The sequence below is a fragment of the Microbacterium sp. FG3 genome, from assembly GCF_057809335.1.
The window spans coordinates 14,375-29,491 of record NZ_JBMDJT010000002.1 but is presented as its reverse complement, the minus strand read 5'-3'; the positions used below and the strand labels follow the sequence as shown (position 1 = coordinate 29,491).

At 72.6% G+C, this 15,117-nt stretch carries 15 protein-coding genes; all 15 read left to right on the top strand.

The features are described 5' to 3' along the window. Positions 1 to 8: 8 nt before the first annotated feature. A complete protein-coding gene (locus ACODR5_RS00890) occupies positions 9 to 1,316 on the top strand; it encodes a replication-associated recombination protein A (RefSeq protein ID WP_449853302.1) in 1,308 nt (435 codons plus the stop codon). A 182-nt stretch (positions 1,317 to 1,498) separates the two neighbouring features. After that, the gene (locus ACODR5_RS00885) at positions 1,499 to 2,446 is read left to right on the top strand and encodes a permuted SH3 domain-containing protein (protein WP_460815466.1); all 948 of its coding nucleotides are present in this window, start codon (positions 1,499 to 1,501) and stop codon (positions 2,444 to 2,446) included. Between the two features lies 1 nt (position 2,447). Beyond that, positions 2,448 to 3,179: an ABC transporter ATP-binding protein gene (locus ACODR5_RS00880; protein WP_460815468.1), complete on the top strand. Its 732-nt coding sequence runs from the start codon at positions 2,448 to 2,450 to the stop codon at positions 3,177 to 3,179. Continuing rightward, positions 3,176 to 4,429 (top strand): ABC transporter permease, encoded by a 1,254-nt coding sequence (locus ACODR5_RS00875; protein ID WP_488982432.1) that lies wholly within the window; start codon positions 3,176 to 3,178, stop codon positions 4,427 to 4,429. Before ACODR5_RS00880 ends, ACODR5_RS00875 begins: the two co-directional genes overlap by 4 nt. A 161-nt stretch (positions 4,430 to 4,590) precedes the next feature. Beyond that, on the top strand, positions 4,591 to 5,220 hold the full coding sequence (rpsD, locus tag ACODR5_RS00870; protein ID WP_449853181.1) for a 30S ribosomal protein S4: 630 nt from the start codon (positions 4,591 to 4,593) through the stop codon (positions 5,218 to 5,220). 181 nt (positions 5,221 to 5,401) lie between these two features. Then, positions 5,402 to 5,590 carry a hypothetical protein gene (locus ACODR5_RS00865; protein WP_449853180.1) on the top strand — a complete coding sequence of 63 codons (189 nt, stop codon included), beginning with the start codon at positions 5,402 to 5,404 and terminating at the stop codon, positions 5,588 to 5,590. Positions 5,591 to 5,664: 74 nt separating this feature from the next. Beyond that, positions 5,665 to 8,325: an alanine--tRNA ligase gene (gene alaS, locus ACODR5_RS00860; protein WP_488982431.1), complete on the top strand. Its 2,661-nt coding sequence runs from the start codon at positions 5,665 to 5,667 to the stop codon at positions 8,323 to 8,325. Between the two features lie 2 nt (positions 8,326 to 8,327). Continuing rightward, a complete protein-coding gene (gene ruvX / locus ACODR5_RS00855) occupies positions 8,328 to 8,795 on the top strand; it encodes a Holliday junction resolvase RuvX (protein ID WP_488982430.1) in 468 nt (155 codons plus the stop codon). Between the two features lie 6 nt (positions 8,796 to 8,801). Beyond that, a complete protein-coding gene (mltG, locus tag ACODR5_RS00850; protein ID WP_488982429.1) occupies positions 8,802 to 10,298 on the top strand; it encodes an endolytic transglycosylase MltG in 1,497 nt (498 codons plus the stop codon). Further along, positions 10,292 to 11,113: a shikimate dehydrogenase gene (locus ACODR5_RS00845; RefSeq protein WP_488982428.1), complete on the top strand. Its 822-nt coding sequence runs from the start codon at positions 10,292 to 10,294 to the stop codon at positions 11,111 to 11,113. Before mltG ends, ACODR5_RS00845 begins: the two co-directional genes overlap by 7 nt. A 5-nt stretch (positions 11,114 to 11,118) precedes the next feature. Continuing rightward, a complete protein-coding gene (gene aroC / locus ACODR5_RS00840; RefSeq protein ID WP_488982427.1) occupies positions 11,119 to 12,372 on the top strand; it encodes a chorismate synthase in 1,254 nt (417 codons plus the stop codon). Then, complete coding sequence (locus ACODR5_RS00835; RefSeq protein WP_449853174.1) at positions 12,359 to 12,913, top strand: shikimate kinase; 555 nt, start codon at positions 12,359 to 12,361, stop codon at positions 12,911 to 12,913. Before aroC ends, ACODR5_RS00835 begins: the two co-directional genes overlap by 14 nt. Position 12,914: 1 nt before the next feature. Further along, a complete protein-coding gene (gene aroB, locus ACODR5_RS00830; RefSeq protein ID WP_449853173.1) occupies positions 12,915 to 14,033 on the top strand; it encodes a 3-dehydroquinate synthase in 1,119 nt (372 codons plus the stop codon). A 107-nt stretch (positions 14,034 to 14,140) separates the two neighbouring features. Continuing rightward, positions 14,141 to 14,704: an elongation factor P gene (efp, locus tag ACODR5_RS00825; protein ID WP_449853172.1), complete on the top strand. Its 564-nt coding sequence runs from the start codon at positions 14,141 to 14,143 to the stop codon at positions 14,702 to 14,704. Between the two features lies 1 nt (position 14,705). Further along, positions 14,706 to 15,113 carry a transcription antitermination factor NusB gene (gene nusB / locus ACODR5_RS00820; protein WP_449853171.1) on the top strand — a complete coding sequence of 136 codons (408 nt, stop codon included), beginning with the start codon at positions 14,706 to 14,708 and terminating at the stop codon, positions 15,111 to 15,113. Positions 15,114 to 15,117 lie beyond the last annotated feature (4 nt).

Sequence of the window (15,117 nt, the reverse complement as noted above, 5' to 3'; positions counted from 1 at the left end):
CCGTGCGGATGCGCCCCATCTCCCTCGACGAGGTGGCGGGCCAGGCGCACCTGCTCAGGCCCGGCTCGCCGCTCGTGGCGCTCGCCGATCCGGAGGCGACGAAGCCCGGCACCGTCTCGGTGATCCTGTGGGGGCCGCCCGGCACCGGCAAGACGACGCTGGCGCAGGCGATCGCGCGCTCGTCGGGGCGCCGCTTCGTCGAGCTGTCGGCGATCACCGCGGGCGTCAAGGACGTGCGCGAGGTGATGCAGGAGGCGCTGAACCAGCGCGATCTGTACGGCCAGTCGACGATCCTGTTCCTCGACGAGATCCACCGGTTCACGAAGGCGCAGCAGGACGCCCTGCTGCCCGGCGTGGAGAACGGCTGGGTCATCCTCATCGCCGCCACCACCGAGAACCCGTCGTTCTCGGTCATCTCGCCGCTGCTGTCGCGCTCGCTCCTGCTCACGCTGCAGCCGCTCACCGACGACGACCTCGGAACGCTCGTGGATCGCGCCCTCACCGACGCGCGCGGCCTCGCGGGCGCCGTCGCGCTCGATCCCGAGGCCCGGCGGGCGCTCATCCAGCTCGCCTCGGGCGACGCGCGCCGCGCCCTGACGGCGCTCGAGGCCGCCGCGGGCGTCGCCCTGTCGGAGGCCGCGGAGCGGCCCGACGCCGAGGATCCCGCGGCCGAGGACGCCATCCCCACGGTGACGGCCGAGCAGGTGGCACAGGCGGTCGACCGCGCGCTGCTGCGCTACGACCGCCAGGGCGATGAGCACTACGACGTCATCAGCGCGTTCATCAAGTCGATCCGCGGATCCGACCCCGACGCGACGATGCACTACCTCGCGCGCATGATCGAGGCGGGGGAGGACCCGCGCTTCATCGCCCGCCGGCTCGTCGTGCACGCCGCGGAGGACATCGGGCTGGCCGATCCGCGCGCGCTGCAGATCGCGGTGGCCGCGGCCGACGCGGTCGCCTTCATCGGCATGCCCGAGGGGCGGATCCCGCTGGCGGAGGCGGCGCTGTATCTCGCGACCGCCCCGAAGTCGCCGGCGACCATCAACGCGATCGACTCCGCCCTCGCCGACGTGCGCGCCGGGCGCATGGGGCCGGTGCCGAAGCACCTGCGCGACGCGCACTACGCCGGGGCCAAGCGCCTGGGCCACGGCAAGGGCTACCGCTACCCGCACGACAGCGAGATCGGCGTCGTCGCGCAGCAGTACCTGCCCGACGCGCTGCAGGGGCGCCGGTACTACGAGCCGCGGCCGCTCGGCGGCGAGCGGGAGATCGGCGAGCGTCTCGACAAGCTGCGCCGCATCATCGACGGCTGACGGGCCGCGCCCGTTCGGGGCGGGATGTCAGGGGTGGAATCGGGGGATCCCCGGGTACTGCGCGCCTCTCACCCTGAATTGATTGCCGAGCACACATCCGATCCGACAGGATGAGAACCCGCGGCGATCGTCCGCGATCCCGCCCCGATGCCCCCGCATCATCCCCCGAAGGGACGACGCCGATGATGGTGTTCCGCCGCGTGATCCTGCCCGTCGCCTGGCTGCTCGTGTTCGCGGTGATCGCCGCGGGCCTGATCAAGCTCGCGTTCTTCCCGGACGGCGAGAGCGTGCAGGGCCTCGGCGGCGGCGAGATGCCGACGGGGGAGATCTCCGAGCCGCAGGTGGCCGCCTGGCGCGACACCGTGCGCAACGACCTGGAGGTGGCCGCGACGGTGCAGAACGACCCCGCCGTGAGCCTCACGGTGCACAAGGCGGGCGTCGTCGTGGACGTCTTCCACGCGGTCGGCGACGCCGTCGCGATCGGGGATGTCGTCGCGAGCGTGCGCGAGGACGTGCCGCTCGAGGACGGCAGCACCTTCGCGATCTGGAGCGAGGTCGTCGCACCGGCCGGCGGCACGCTCTCGTCGCTGACGCTCGTGAGCGGCGCGACCGTCGCGCCGGGCGACACCGTCGGCGCGGTCGCGCCCTCGACCTTCCGCGTGCAGGGATCGATCTCGCCCGCCGATCGGTACCGCCTGCTGTCGGAGCCGACCGAGGCGTCGATCCAGATCACGAACGGGCCGGCCCCGTTCACGTGCACGGGGCTCGTGCTCGAGACGCCGCTGCCCGGCGCCGACGACGGCGAGGCCCCCGCGGAGGTGACCACGACCGTGCGGTGCCCCGTGCCCGACGGCGTGCGCGTGTTCCCCGGACTGGCCGCGACGATGACGATCGCGGGCGGGCTCGCGGAGGACGTCGTCGTGCTGCCGGTCACGGCCGTGCTCGGTGCGGCGGGCACCGGGACCGTCTTCGTGGTGGGCGACGACGGCCTGCCCGAGGAGCGCGAGGTGACGCTGGGCATCGCCGACGCCGAGAAGATCGAGATCGTCGAGGGCGTGGCCGAGGGCGAGATGGTATACGAGTACGTGCCGACCTCGGTCCTGCTCGCCGGCGACGAGTCGGGGGTCTGACGTGGTCTTCCTGCACGCACGCGGCATCACGCGCACGGTGTCGCTGCCCGATGCCGAGCCGCTGCACATCCTGCGCGGCGTCGACCTCGACGTCGAGGTCGGCGACCACGTGAGCATCATGGGCCGCTCGGGCTCGGGCAAGTCCACCCTGCTGAACATCCTCGGTTTGCTCGATGCCCCCACCTCCGGCACGCTGGAGTTCGACGGCGTGCCGCTGGACCGGATGTCGGCGGGGCGCCGCGACCGCACGCGCGGGCGCAGCGTGGGCTTCGTGTTCCAGCAGTTCAACCTGCTGCCGCGCCGCACGGCGCTCGAGAACGTCGAGATGCCGCTGCTCTACGACGGTGGCCGCGCCTTCTGGCGCCGCCGCGCCCTCGCGGCCGAGATGCTGGAGCGCGTCGGGCTCGGCGGGCGCATGGACCAGATGCCCGAGCGCCTCTCGGGCGGCGAGCAGCAGCGCGTCGCGATCGCGCGCGCCCTCGTGCGCGCGCCCCGCCTCATCCTCGCGGACGAGCCCACGGGAGCCCTCGACGTCGAGACCGGCGCCGTGATCATGACGCTGCTCGACGAGATCGCCACGCAGGCCGGCGCGGCGCTCATCACCATCACCCACGACCCGCATGTCGCCGCGCGGGCCCAGCGCGTGTACCGGCTGCAGGAGGGCGTGCTGCGGGCCGACGAGCCGACGCTCGAGACGGTGGCGGCCGCGCGCGAGGGAAGCGTGAGCGCATGAGGTGGGCGACGGGCCTCGTCTCCTCGCTGGCCGAGGCGTGGCAGGAGCTGCGCGTGCACCGCATGCGCGTGCTGCTGAGCCTCATCGTCGTGGCGATCTCGGTGGCGGCCTTCACAGCGGTGGTCGCGCTGGGCCAGATGCTGAACCAGGGCTTCCAGGAGTCGATGGAGCGCAGCTCCGGCCGCCCGGCGCTCGTCAGCCTGTCGGCGTACAACCCGGACACGGGCGCGATGCCGGAGGCGGGCGTGCTGCAGCGGGCGTTCGACGAGAGCGTGGAGCGGCACGGCATCGAGTGGTCCAGCCGCGTGGCGTGGCTCGAGGTGGTGCCGCCGGCCGACGGCTGGGCGGACGTGCGCGCGGTGGACGCGGACTTCGGGGTCATGCACCGCGTGCCGCTCGTGGAGGGCGCGTGGTTCGGCGAGCGCGACGAGGCACGGCTGGTGCCGACCGCGGTCATCAACGAGAGCTGGTGGCAGCGCCTGGGCGCCCCCGCGCTGACCGGCTCGCCGCGCGTGGATATCGAGCTGCAGACGTGGGGCGAGGACGGCATGCCCACGGCCGCCGGCTCGTTCGAGGCCATCGTCGTGGGCGTGATGCCCGACCAGAACACCGGAGGGCAGTACGCGCAGTCCGGCTACATCCTCTACGACCAGGCCGGATCGGTCCTGTCGCCCGAGGTGCTGGGCGCGAACACGTCGTATGAGGCGTGGATCCCCCCGGAGACGGCCGACGAGCTGATGGAGTCGCTGCGGGCGTCCTTCGGCCTGCACCTGGGCGAGGGCTTCCAGGTCGACGCGTACCGCATGGACTACGAGGCGCAGATGCAGGACGGGTACGACCCGTTCGGCCCCATGCTCCTCGTGCTCGGCGGCATCTCGATCCTCGTGCTCGCGCTGGGCGCGCTCAGCCTGCTCAACATCACGCTCGTGACCACGCGCTTCCGCATCCGCGAGATCGGCGTGCGCCGGTCGTTCGGCGCGACCGGCGGGCGGGTGTTCTTCTCGGTCATGCTCGAGAGCGTCGTCGGCACGGTGGTCGCGGGCGTGGTCGGCATCGTGCTGGCGATCTTCGCGCTGCGCCTGCCGGTCGTGCAGGAGAACATGTTCGCGGGGCTGCAGGATGCCGTCGGCTTCCCGATGAGCGCCGCCGTGACGGGCCTGCTCGTCTCGGCCGGGGTGGGAGCGCTCACGGGACTCGTGCCCGCGCTCATCGCGATGCGCGTGCGCCCGATCGACGCGATCCGCTTCTGAGCGGGCTCCGCAGGCGGGTCTGGTAACCTGGATCGGCTCGAAATCCGAGCACATCCCATCTCGCAGTCCCCAGCGGCAGTCCGGCGTACGCCGCGCATACGGGGGAGAGGGGCATGTACGTCCGTCGGTCCGCGAGAGTCGCGGCCACGTGAAAGGGAGTCATGACCACCAAGTCCCAGGACCGCCGCAAGGTCCGCCTGTCGCGCGCGCTCGGCGTCGCGCTCACGCCCAAGGCCGCCCGCTACATGGAGAAGCGCCCCTACGGGCCCGGCCCGCACGGCCGCACCAAGCGCAAGGCCGACAGCGACTACGCCGTGCGCCTCAAGGAGAAGCAGCGTCTGCGCGAGCAGTACGGCATCCGCGAGAAGCAGCTGCGCATCGTCTTCAACGAGGCGCGCCGCACCGACGGCCTGACGGGTGAGAACCTCGTCGAGCTGCTCGAGATGCGCCTCGACGCGCTCGTGCTGCGCGCGGGCTTCGCCCGCACCACGGCGCAGGCCCGCCAGTTCGTCGTGCACCGCCACATCAAGGTCGACGGCCAGATCGTGGACCGCCCGTCGTTCCGCGTGAAGCCGGGCCAGACGATCCACGTCAAGGAGCGCTCGGAGGGCACCGAGCCCTTCCAGGTCGCCGCCGCCGGTGGCCACGCCGAGGTCCTGCCCCCGGTTCCGGGCTACCTCGAGGTGGAGCTCGACAAGCTCCAGGCCAAGCTCGTGCGTCGCCCCAAGCGTGCCGAGGTGCCCGTCACGTGTGACGTGCAGCTCGTCGTCGAGTACTACGCGGCGCGCTAAGAGGCGCGTAGTACTCGCGGCCGCGTAGCGGCCAGACCAGCACTGGTGCGTGCGAAGCCCGCGTCAGCGGGATTCGCCTACGCGGCGCGCTAAAGCGCGCTGTCATCGAAGGGCGCCGGAGAGATCCGGCGCCCTTCGTGTCTATACGATGGACGACAACGATCACGTGAGGACGGGTGACATGAAGAACGTGGTGTGGTTCCTGCTCGGCATCATCGGCGGATTCGTCGCCGCGCACCTCATGAACAAGGACCCGCGCGGGCACGAGCTGCTCGGCGAGATCGACGCGCGCGTCACGGAGTTCACCGACCGCCTGACCGACGCGTATCGCGCGCAGGAGGCGCGACTGGGCGCCGACGCCGCCGAGTAATCCTCCCCTCGAGACGGACGCCGCCGCCCGAGCGGCGATCCCCGCACGCACCAGCAAGGACGAAGCACACCCCCATGAAGACCGCGGACATCGCGAAGCGCTACCTCGACTACTTCGAGAAGAACGGCCACACCATCGTCCCGTCCGCATCGCTCGTGAGCGACGACCCGTCGATCATGTTCACGATCGCCGGCATGGTGCCGTTCATCCCCTACCTCACGGGGGTCGTGCCCGCGCCGTACCCGTCCGCCGCCGACCTGCAGAAGTGCATCCGGACGAACGACATCGAGGAGGTCGGCAAGACCGCCCGCCACGGCACGTTCTTCCAGATGATGGGCAACTGGTCGTTCGGCGACTACTTCAAGGAAGGCGCGATCGCGTACGCCTGGGAGCTGCTGACGACCAGCGAGGCCGACGGCGGCCTCGGCTTCGACGAGAAGGACCTGTGGGTCACCGTCTACGAGGACGACGACGAGGCCGAGCAGCTGTGGCAGAAGGTCGCGGGGCTGCCGAAGAGCCGCATCCAGCGGCTGGGCCGCGAGGACAACTACTGGACGACGGGCCAGCCGGGACCGGCGGGGCCCTGCTCCGAGATCTACTTCGACCGCGGCCCGAAGTACGGCGCCGACGGCGGTCCCGCCGTCGACGACAACCGGTTCCTCGAGATCTGGAACCTCGTCTTCATGCAGTACGCCATCGACAACGTCCGCTCGAAGACCGAGTTCGACATCGTCGGCGAGCTGCCGCAGAAGAACATCGACACGGGCATGGGCCTCGAGCGCGTCGCGTTCCTCAAGCAGGGCGTCGAGAACATGTACGAGACCGACCAGGTGCGGCCGGTGCTCGACCGCGCGAGCGAGCTGAGCGGGCGCCGCTACGGCGCCGACGCCGCCGACGACGTGCGCTTCCGCGTGATCGCCGACCACGTGCGCTCGTCGCTCATGCTGCTCTCCGACGGCGTGACGCCGTCGAACGAGGGCCGCGGCTACATCCTGCGTCGCCTCATGCGCCGCGCCGTGCGCTCCATGCGCCTGCTGGGCGTGGAGGAGGCCACCTTCCCCGAGCTGTTCGCCGCGTCGCGCGACGCCATGAAGGCCGGCTACCCCGAGCTCGAGACCGAGTGGGATCGCCTGTCGGCCTACGCGTTCGCCGAGGAGGAGACGTTCCTGCGCACGCTGTCGAGCGGATCGACGATCCTCGACACCGCCGTCACGAAGGCGAAGCAGGCCGGCACGCCGGCCCTCGCGGGCGACCAGGCCTTCCTGCTGCACGACACCTACGGCTTCCCGATCGACCTGACGATGGAGATCGCGGAGGAGGCCGGCCTCGGCGTCGACCGCGCCGCCTTCGACGCGCTCATGCAGGAGCAGAAGCGCCGCGCAAAGGACGACGCCAAGGCGCGCAAGCGCGCGATCGCCGACGTGAGCGTGTACCGCGAGTTCCGGGCGCAGGGCGAGACCGTCTTCACCGGCTACACCGACCTCGAGACCGAGTCGAGCGTGCTGGGCGTCATCGTGAACGGCGCGCCCGTGCCGCGCGCCACGCAGGGCGAGATCGCCGAGGTCATCCTCGCCGAGACGGCGCTGTACGCCGAGTCGGGCGGCCAGGTGGCCGACAAGGGCACCATCGTCGGCCCCGGCTTCGAGCTCGAGGTGCTCGACGTGCAGCGCCCCGTGGCGGGCCTCGTCAGCCACACGGTCGAGGTCACGCGCGGCGAGGTGGGCGTGGGAGCCGCGGCCACGACCGTCGTCGACGCCGTCAACCGGCGCGCCGCACAGCAGGCGCACTCGGCCACGCACCTCGTGCACGCCGCGCTGCGCGACACGCTCGGCAAGGGCGCGACGCAGGCCGGATCGCTCAACCGCGCCGGCTACCTGCGCTTCGACTTCTCGTGGGGTCAGGCGCTCTCGGACGCCACGAAGAGCGAGGTCGAGGAGATCGCCAACAACGCCGTGCGCGACAACCTCGAGGTCACCACGCGCGTCATGTCGCTGGACGAGGCGAAGGCCGCGGGCGCCATGGCGCTGTTCGGCGAGAAGTACGGCGAGACGGTGCGCATGGTCGACATCGGCGGCCCCTGGTCGCGCGAGCTCTGCGGCGGCACGCACGTGGGCTCGAGCGCCGAGATCGGCCTCATCTCGCTCATCGGCGAGTCGTCGGTCGGTGCGTCCAACCGCCGCGTGGAGGCGCTCGTCGGGCTCGACGCGTTCCGCGAGCTCACGCGCGAGCGGGCGCTCGTGGCCGAGCTGACGAACGCGCTGAAGACCCCGAAGGACCAGCTCGCCACGCGCGTGGCGGAGCTGTCGGCGAGCCTCAAGGCGGCCGAGAAGCGGATCGCCCAGTACGAGGCGCAGGCGTTGCAGCAGCGAGTGCCCGAGCTCGTCGCCGGGGCGAAGCGCGCCGGGCGCGTGACGCTCGTGGCGCAGGACCTCGGTGCGGTCGGATCGGCGGACGACGTGCGCTCGCTCGTCACGCAGGTGCGCGAGCGCCTGGGGTCGGAGCCGGCCGTCGTGGCGCTGGCCGGCACGGCGAACGGCCGCCCCGTGGTCGTCGTCGCGACGAACGACGCCGCCCGCGGCGCGGGCGCGAAGGCCGGGGCGCTCGTGCGCACCGCGTCGACGACGCTCGGCGGAGGCGGCGGCGGCAAGGACGACCTCGCCCAGGGTGGCGGGCAGGACGCCGCGGCGATCCCCGCGGCGCTCGACGCCGTGCGCGCCGCGGTGGAGGCGCTGTAGGCGTGGCGGAGTTCCGTCGCGGGGTGCGGCTCGGCATCGACGTGGGCCGCGCCCGCGTCGGCGTGGCGCGCTGCGACGCCGACGGCATGCTCGCCGTCCCCGTCGAGACGGTGCCCCGCTCGGAGGGGTCGATCGCGCGGATCCTCGAGCTCGCGCGCGAGCACGATCCCCTCGAGTACGTGGTGGGCCTGCCGCTGAACCTGCGGGGCGAGGACACGCCGTCGACCGCCGACGCCCGCGCCTTCGCGGCCGAGCTCGCCGCCCGCGACGAGCGCCCCGTGCGCCTCGTGGACGAGCGCCTCAGCACGGTGACGGCCCACGCGGCACTGCGCCAGTCCGGGCGAAGCCAGAAGGGTTCTCGTAGCATGGTGGATCAGGTCGCCGCCGTGGTGCTGCTGCAGCATGCCGTCGACAGCGAGAAGCGCACCGGGTTACCCGCCGGTGAGCCGGTCCCGTCGATCCAGGAGTAGATCCGCATGCCCGAGACCCCCGAATCGGACGCGCCGCGCCCCCTGTCGCGTCGCGCGCTCCGTGAGGCACGCCGCGCCGGGACGGGGGCCATGGGCGTGCCGGCCGACGCCGAGACGACGGAGGACGCCGCGGGGCGCACGGCGTCGGCGCGCCCGGAGGAACACACCGCCGCCGCGGACGCGCAGACCGGCGCCGCGGCGGAGGCGCACCCCGCCGCGGCACGAAGCGCGCCGCGGCCGGCCGAGGACGGGGACGGCGCGCGGCCGACCGAGGTGGACGCCGACACGGAGGCGCACGACGCCCGTCCGGCGTCGCGCACCACGCTGGCCGAGGCCGCGAGCGGCGACACGCACGAGCAGGCGGGCGCGGACGGCTCGCTCGACGACCTCTTCGGGGAGCCGGAGCCGCCCCGGCGCAGGCGTCGCGGGCTCGGCTGCCTCATCGCGTTCCTCATCGTCGCGGTCATCCTCGGCGGTATCGCCGCCGGTGGCTGGTGGGTGTGGAACCAGTACGGCGACCGGATCGCCGAGCAGCTGGGCTTCGACGGCCCCGACGACTACGAGCCGGGCGAGGCGACGGGCGAGGTGCTGTTCACGATCGAGGAGGGCGACACCGGCTCGTCCATCTCCCCGAAGCTGCACGAGGCGGGCGTCACGCTGAAGTCGGGCTCCTTCTACGACTACCTGATCCGCGAGAGCAAGTCGCCCACGTTCTACCCCGGCACCTACCGGCTGCAGGAGAGGATGACGTCCGAGGCGGTGCTCGAGGCGCTCGAGGACCCCGAGAACAAGCTCGAGGACACCGCCCAGCTGCGCGAGGGCCTCACGGTCGAGGCGACCCTGCCGATCCTCGCCGACGGGCTCGAGATGCCGATCGAGGAGCTCCAGGCCGCCGTCGCGGATCCCCGTGCGTACGGCGTCGAGGCCGACAGCCTCGAGGGCTGGCTCTTCCCGGCGACCTACACGTTCGGCCCCGACGTCACGGCGCAGGACGTGATCCGCACGCTCGTCGACCGCACCGTCCAGTCGCTCGACGCGGCCGGCGTCCCGGAGCAGGATCGACAGCGCATCCTCACGATCGCGTCGATCATCGAGCGCGAGGGGCGCTTCGAGGAGGACTACTACCGCGTCTCGCGCGTCATCCAGAACCGCCTGGATCCGAGCAACCAGGAGACGGGCGGCAAGCTCGAGATGGACTCCACGGCGCAGTACGGCGTCGGCGAGATCCACGCCGGCGAGGTGTGGAGCTCGGAGGAGGCCCTGACCGACGACAACCCGTGGAACACCTACGTGCACCCCGGGCTGCCGGTCGGGCCGATCGCGAACCCCGGCGACCTCGCGATCGACGCGGCGATGCACCCGGCGGACGGGCCCTGGCTCTACTTCACCGCCGTCAACCTCGATCCCGGCGAGTCGACGTTCAGCGAGACGCTGGCCGAGCACGAGGAGGGCGTCGCGCAGCTGCGGCAGTGGTGCGCCGAGAACCCCGACTACGGATGCTGACCGGCACGCGCCTCGAGGTCTGGGGCGACCCGATCGCGCACAGCCGCTCGCCGCAGCTGCACCTCGCGGCGTACCGCGCGCTGGGTCTGGACTGGAGCTTCGAGCGGCGACGGGTCGATGCGGCCTCGTTCGACGCGCAGCTCGCGTCGCTCGACGCGTCGTTCCGCGGGCTCGCCGTGACGATGCCCGGCAAGGAGCGCGCCTTCGCGGCCACCGTCCGTCGCGACCGGCGCGCCGAGCTCACGGGCGCCGTGAACACGCTGCTGCTCGGCGACGGCGGGCCGCGCGGCTGGAACACCGACGTCGGCGGCATCGTCCGCGCCCTCGACGAGGCCGGCCTCGGCGCGGCGCGCGCCGTGCGGATCCTCGGCGCCGGGGCCACGGGCGCGTCGGCCCTCGTCGCCGTCGCGGAGCGGGGCGCGGAGCGGGCGACGATCGTCGCCCGCCGGCCCGAGCGCGCCGCGGCGCTCGTCGCGCTGGGGGAGCGGCTCGGCCTCTCGGTCGCGGCGACGTCGTTCGGCGAGGTCTCGGGCTCGGCCGAGCTCACGATCTCGACGCTGCCCGGCGGCGCCTCCCTCCCGGCCGCGCAGCTCGACCGGATCGCCGGCTCGGGCGGTGCGCTGTTCGACGTGGCGTACAGCCCGTGGCCGTCGCCGCTCGCGACGCGCTGGGAGGCGCGCGCCGTCTCCGGCCTCGGCATGCTCCTGCACCAGGCCGTGCTGCAGGTGCGCGTGTTCACCTCGGGCGACGTGGACGAGCCCCTGCCGCGCGAGGACGCGGTCGTCGAGGCGATGCGCGCCGCCATGGGAGACTAGGGAGCATGCTCCGCGTGCTCACGGCCGGCGAATCGCACGGCCCCGAACTCATCGCCGTCATGGAGGGAATGCCCGCCGGCGTCCCGATCCTGGCCGAGCAGATCCAGGCCGATCTGCAGCGCCGCAAGCTGGGCTACGGCCGCGGCTCGCGCATGAAGTTCGAGCAGGACGAGCTGACGATCTCGGGCGGCGTGCGGCACGGCCTCACGCTCGGCAGCCCGATCGCGCTGCGGATCGGCAACACCGAGTGGCCCAAGTGGACCGAGGTGATGAGCCCCGCGCCGGTGGAGCTCACGGAGAAGTCGCGCGGCCGCGGCGCCGCGCTCACGCGGCCCCGCCCGGGGCACGCGGATCTCGTGGGCATGCAGAAGTACGGCTTCGACGAGGCGCGCCCCGTGCTGGAGCGCGCCAGCGCCCGCGAGACGGCCGCCCGCGTCGCCCTCGGCGCGGTTGCCCGCGCGTTCCTGGGGGAGCTCGGCATCCGGCTCGTGAGCCACACCCTCTCGATCGGGCCGGTGCGCGTGCCCGAGGGGTCGCCGCTGCCCGTGCCGGACGACGTCGACCGTCTCGATGCCGATCCGCTGCGCTGCTTCGACGCCGCCACGAGCGCGGCGATGGTCGCCGAGGTCGACGACGCGCGCAAGGCCGGCGACACACTCGGCGGGATCGTCGAGGTGCTCGCGTACGGCCTGCCGCCCGGGCTCGGATCGCACGTGCACTGGGACCGCCGCCTCGACGGCCGCCTCGCGCAGGCGCTCATGAGCATCCAGGCGATCAAGGGCGTGGAGGTGGGCGACGGATTCCTCACGACAACGCGCCGCGGCTCGCAGGCGCACGACGAGCTCATCGCCGGCGGCGACGCCATCGGGCGCGCCTCGGGACGAGCCGGCGGCACCGAGGGCGGCATGTCGACGGGCACGCCGCTGCGCGTGCGGGCCGGGATGAAGCCGATCGCGACCGTGCCGCGCGCGCTGCGCACGGTCGACGTCGCCTCCGGCGAGGAGGCCTCCGCGCATCACCAGCGCTCCGATGTGTGCGCCGTGCCCGCCGCCGGCGTCGTCGCCGAGGCCATGGTCGCCCTCGTGCTGGCCGAGGCGGTGCTCGAGAAGTTCGGGGGAGACTCGGTGGCCGAGACGCGCCGCAACCTCGGCGCGTACGTCGCCGCCATCCCCGCGAACCTCCGGACGAGCGAGGACGACGCCCTGGGGCACGACGACCCCCTGGTCGACGAGGGCACCGCGGGCGATGGGCTCTCCTGAGCCGCGGGCCGTGCCCGTCGTCGTGCTCGTCGGTCCGATGGGAGCCGGCAAGTCGAGCGTGGGCCGGCGCGTGGCGAAGGCCCTCGGCCTCGGCTTCACCGACACCGACTCGGTGATCGTGCAGGAGCACGGGCCGATCACGCAGATCTTCGAGCGCCGCGGCGAGAGCGCGTTCCGCGCGATCGAGCACGACACGGTGCTGCGCGCGCTGGGCGCCGGCGGGATCGTCGCGCTGGGCGGGGGAGCGCCGCTGCACCCCGGCACGCGCGAGGCGCTGACGGGGCTTCCCGTCGTGCTGCTCGACGTGGCCGATGACGCCGTGGCGGGGCGGATCCGCGGGCAGAAGCGCCCGCTGCTGAACGGGGAGGACCGCGATCCGGTCGCGGAGTGGATCCGCATCCGCGACGAGCGCCGGCCGGTGTACGACGCCGTCGCGACGGTGCGCCTGGACACCTCCGGGCGGCCGATGCAGGCGGTGGTCGACGAGATCGTCGCATGGGCGCGCGCCGAGGGGATCGTCCCCGGCGCCCGGGAGGAGTGAGATGACCGACATCACCACGATCGCCGTGAGTGGCACGCCGGGGTACGAGATCACGATCGGGCACGGGGTGCGCGACCGGCTCGGCGCGGCGCTGCCGCCCGCCGCGCGCAAGGTGCTCGTGATCCACGCGCCCACGCTGCAGCGCGAGGCCGAGGCGCTGCGCGAGAGCCTGCTGGGCGAGCGGGAGGTGCTGCTGGCCGAGATCCCCGACGCCGAGAGTGGCAAGCGGATCGAGGTCGCGGCGTTCTGCTGGCAGATCATGGGGCAGGCCGACTTCACGCGCTCCGACGCCGTGATCGGCCTCGGCGGCGGCGCGGTCACCGACGTCGCGGGCTTCGTCGCCGCGACCTGGCTGCGCGGCGTCGCGGTCGTGCAGGTGCCGACGACGGTGCTGGGCATGGTCGACGCGGCCGTGGGCGGGAAGACGGGCGTCAACACGACCGAGGGCAAGAACCTCGTCGGCGCGTTCTGGGCCCCGCACGCCGTGCTCTGCGACCTCGAGCTGCTCGCCACCCTGCCCCGCAACGAGGTCGTCGCCGGCTTCGCCGAGGTCGTCAAGGCCGGCTTCATCCGCTACCCCGAGATCCTCGAGATCGTCGAGGCCGATCCCGAGCGCGCCGTCGACGTGGCGAGCGCCGAGTTCCGGCGGTGCATCGAGCTGGCCATCCGCATGAAGGCCGACGTCGTGGGCGAGGACTTCCGCGAGGCCGGCCTGCGCGAGATCCTGAACTACGGCCACACGCTCGGGCACGCGATCGAGCACGCCGAGCGCTACCAGTGGCGGCACGGCGCCGCGATCTCGATCGGCATGATGTTCGCCGCCGAGGTGTCGCGCCTGGCCGGGCGGCTCTCGGACGAGGCGGTCGACCGGCACCGCGCGATCCTCACGTCGCTCGGGCTGCCCACGACCTACCGGATGGGCGCCTGGGCGCAGCTGCTGGCCACCATGAAGCGCGACAAGAAGACCCGCGGCGACATGCTGCGCTTCATCGTGCTGGACGACATCGCGAAGCCGACCGTGCTGCAGGCGCCCGACGAGTCCCTGCTGTTCGCGGCGTACCAGGAGATCGGCGAGGAGCAGCAGCCGGGCATCCGGAAGGCGACCACCGTCCGCCTGTAGGCGTCCGTCGGGCCGCCCTCAGCAAGCGGCGCCGGCGACCCGATAGAATCGTCCGTCGGGCCGCCGCGCCCCCGCAGCTTCACATCACACGAAACGGAACTCATTCCATGGCATCCACCGCAGACATCAAGAACGGCGTCGTGCTGTCCATCGACGGGCAGCTCTGGAGCGTCATCGAGTTCCAGCACGTCAAGCCCGGCAAGGGCGGCGCCTTCGTGCGCACCAAGCTGAAGAACGTCGTCAGCGGCAAGGTCGTCGACAAGACCTTCAACGCGGGCGCCAAGGTCGACATCCAGAACGTCGACCGCAGCGACTACCAGTACCTGTACACCGACGGCGAGTCGTTCGTCTTCATGGACGTGAAGGACTACGACCAGATCAACGTCCCCGCCACCGTCGTCGGCGACGCCTCGCGGTTCCTCCTCGAGAACATGAACGTCACCATCGCGATGCACGACGGCACGCCGCTGTACATCGACATGCCGCCGTCGGTCGTGCTCGAGATCACGTACACCGAGCCCGGCCTGCAGGGCGACCGCTCGAACGCCGGCACGAAGCCCGCGACGGTCGAGACCGGCGCCGAGATCCAGGTCCCGCTCTTCGTGGACGCCGGCACCAAGGTCAAGGTCGACACCCGCACGGGCGACTACCTCGGCCGCGTGAACGACTGAGTTGTCGGCACGCACCAAGGCGCGCAAGCGCGCCCTCGACATCCTCTTCGCCGCGGACGTGCGCGGCGACGCGATCCCCGTCGCCCTGGCCGCCGAGGCCAAGCGCGCCGCGAGCGAGCCGGCTCGGCAGGCGTCGTGGCTGTACGCCCGCGAGATCGTGGACGGGGTGATCGACCACCGCGACGAGATCGACGAGCAGATCGCCACGCACAGCCGCGACTGGAAGCTCGAGCGCATGCCGGCGGTCGACCGCGCCCTGCTGCGGATCGCGGCGTGGGAGATCCTCTACAACGACGAGGTCCCGACGGCCGTCGCGATCGACGAGGCCGTGGAGCTCGCGAAGGAGCTGTCGACGGACGACTCGCCCGCCTTCGTGCACGGCGTGCTCGCGCGCATCGCGCGTTCTTGATTTC

Bases quoted from the DNA above. Each gene is read 5' to 3' on its own strand.
- ACODR5_RS00890 (WP_449853302.1), top strand. From the start codon at position 9: ATGCGCCCCATCTCCCTCGACGAGGTGGCGGGCCAGGCGCACCTGCTC.
- ACODR5_RS00885 (WP_460815466.1), top strand. From the start codon at position 1,499: ATGATGGTGTTCCGCCGCGTGATCCTGCCCGTCGCCTGGCTGCTCGTG.
- ACODR5_RS00875 (WP_488982432.1), top strand. From the start codon at position 3,176: ATGAGGTGGGCGACGGGCCTCGTCTCCTCGCTGGCCGAGGCGTGGCAG.
- rpsD (WP_449853181.1), top strand. From the start codon at position 4,591: ATGACCACCAAGTCCCAGGACCGCCGCAAGGTCCGCCTGTCGCGCGCG.
- ACODR5_RS00865 (WP_449853180.1), top strand. From the start codon at position 5,402: ATGAAGAACGTGGTGTGGTTCCTGCTCGGCATCATCGGCGGATTCGTC.
- alaS (WP_488982431.1), top strand. From the start codon at position 5,665: ATGAAGACCGCGGACATCGCGAAGCGCTACCTCGACTACTTCGAGAAG.
- mltG (WP_488982429.1), top strand. From the start codon at position 8,802: ATGCCCGAGACCCCCGAATCGGACGCGCCGCGCCCCCTGTCGCGTCGC.
- ACODR5_RS00845 (WP_488982428.1), top strand. From the start codon at position 10,292: ATGCTGACCGGCACGCGCCTCGAGGTCTGGGGCGACCCGATCGCGCAC.
- aroC (WP_488982427.1), top strand. From the start codon at position 11,119: ATGCTCCGCGTGCTCACGGCCGGCGAATCGCACGGCCCCGAACTCATC.
- ACODR5_RS00835 (WP_449853174.1), top strand. From the start codon at position 12,359: ATGGGCTCTCCTGAGCCGCGGGCCGTGCCCGTCGTCGTGCTCGTCGGT.
- aroB (WP_449853173.1), top strand. From the start codon at position 12,915: ATGACCGACATCACCACGATCGCCGTGAGTGGCACGCCGGGGTACGAG.
- efp (WP_449853172.1), top strand. From the start codon at position 14,141: ATGGCATCCACCGCAGACATCAAGAACGGCGTCGTGCTGTCCATCGAC.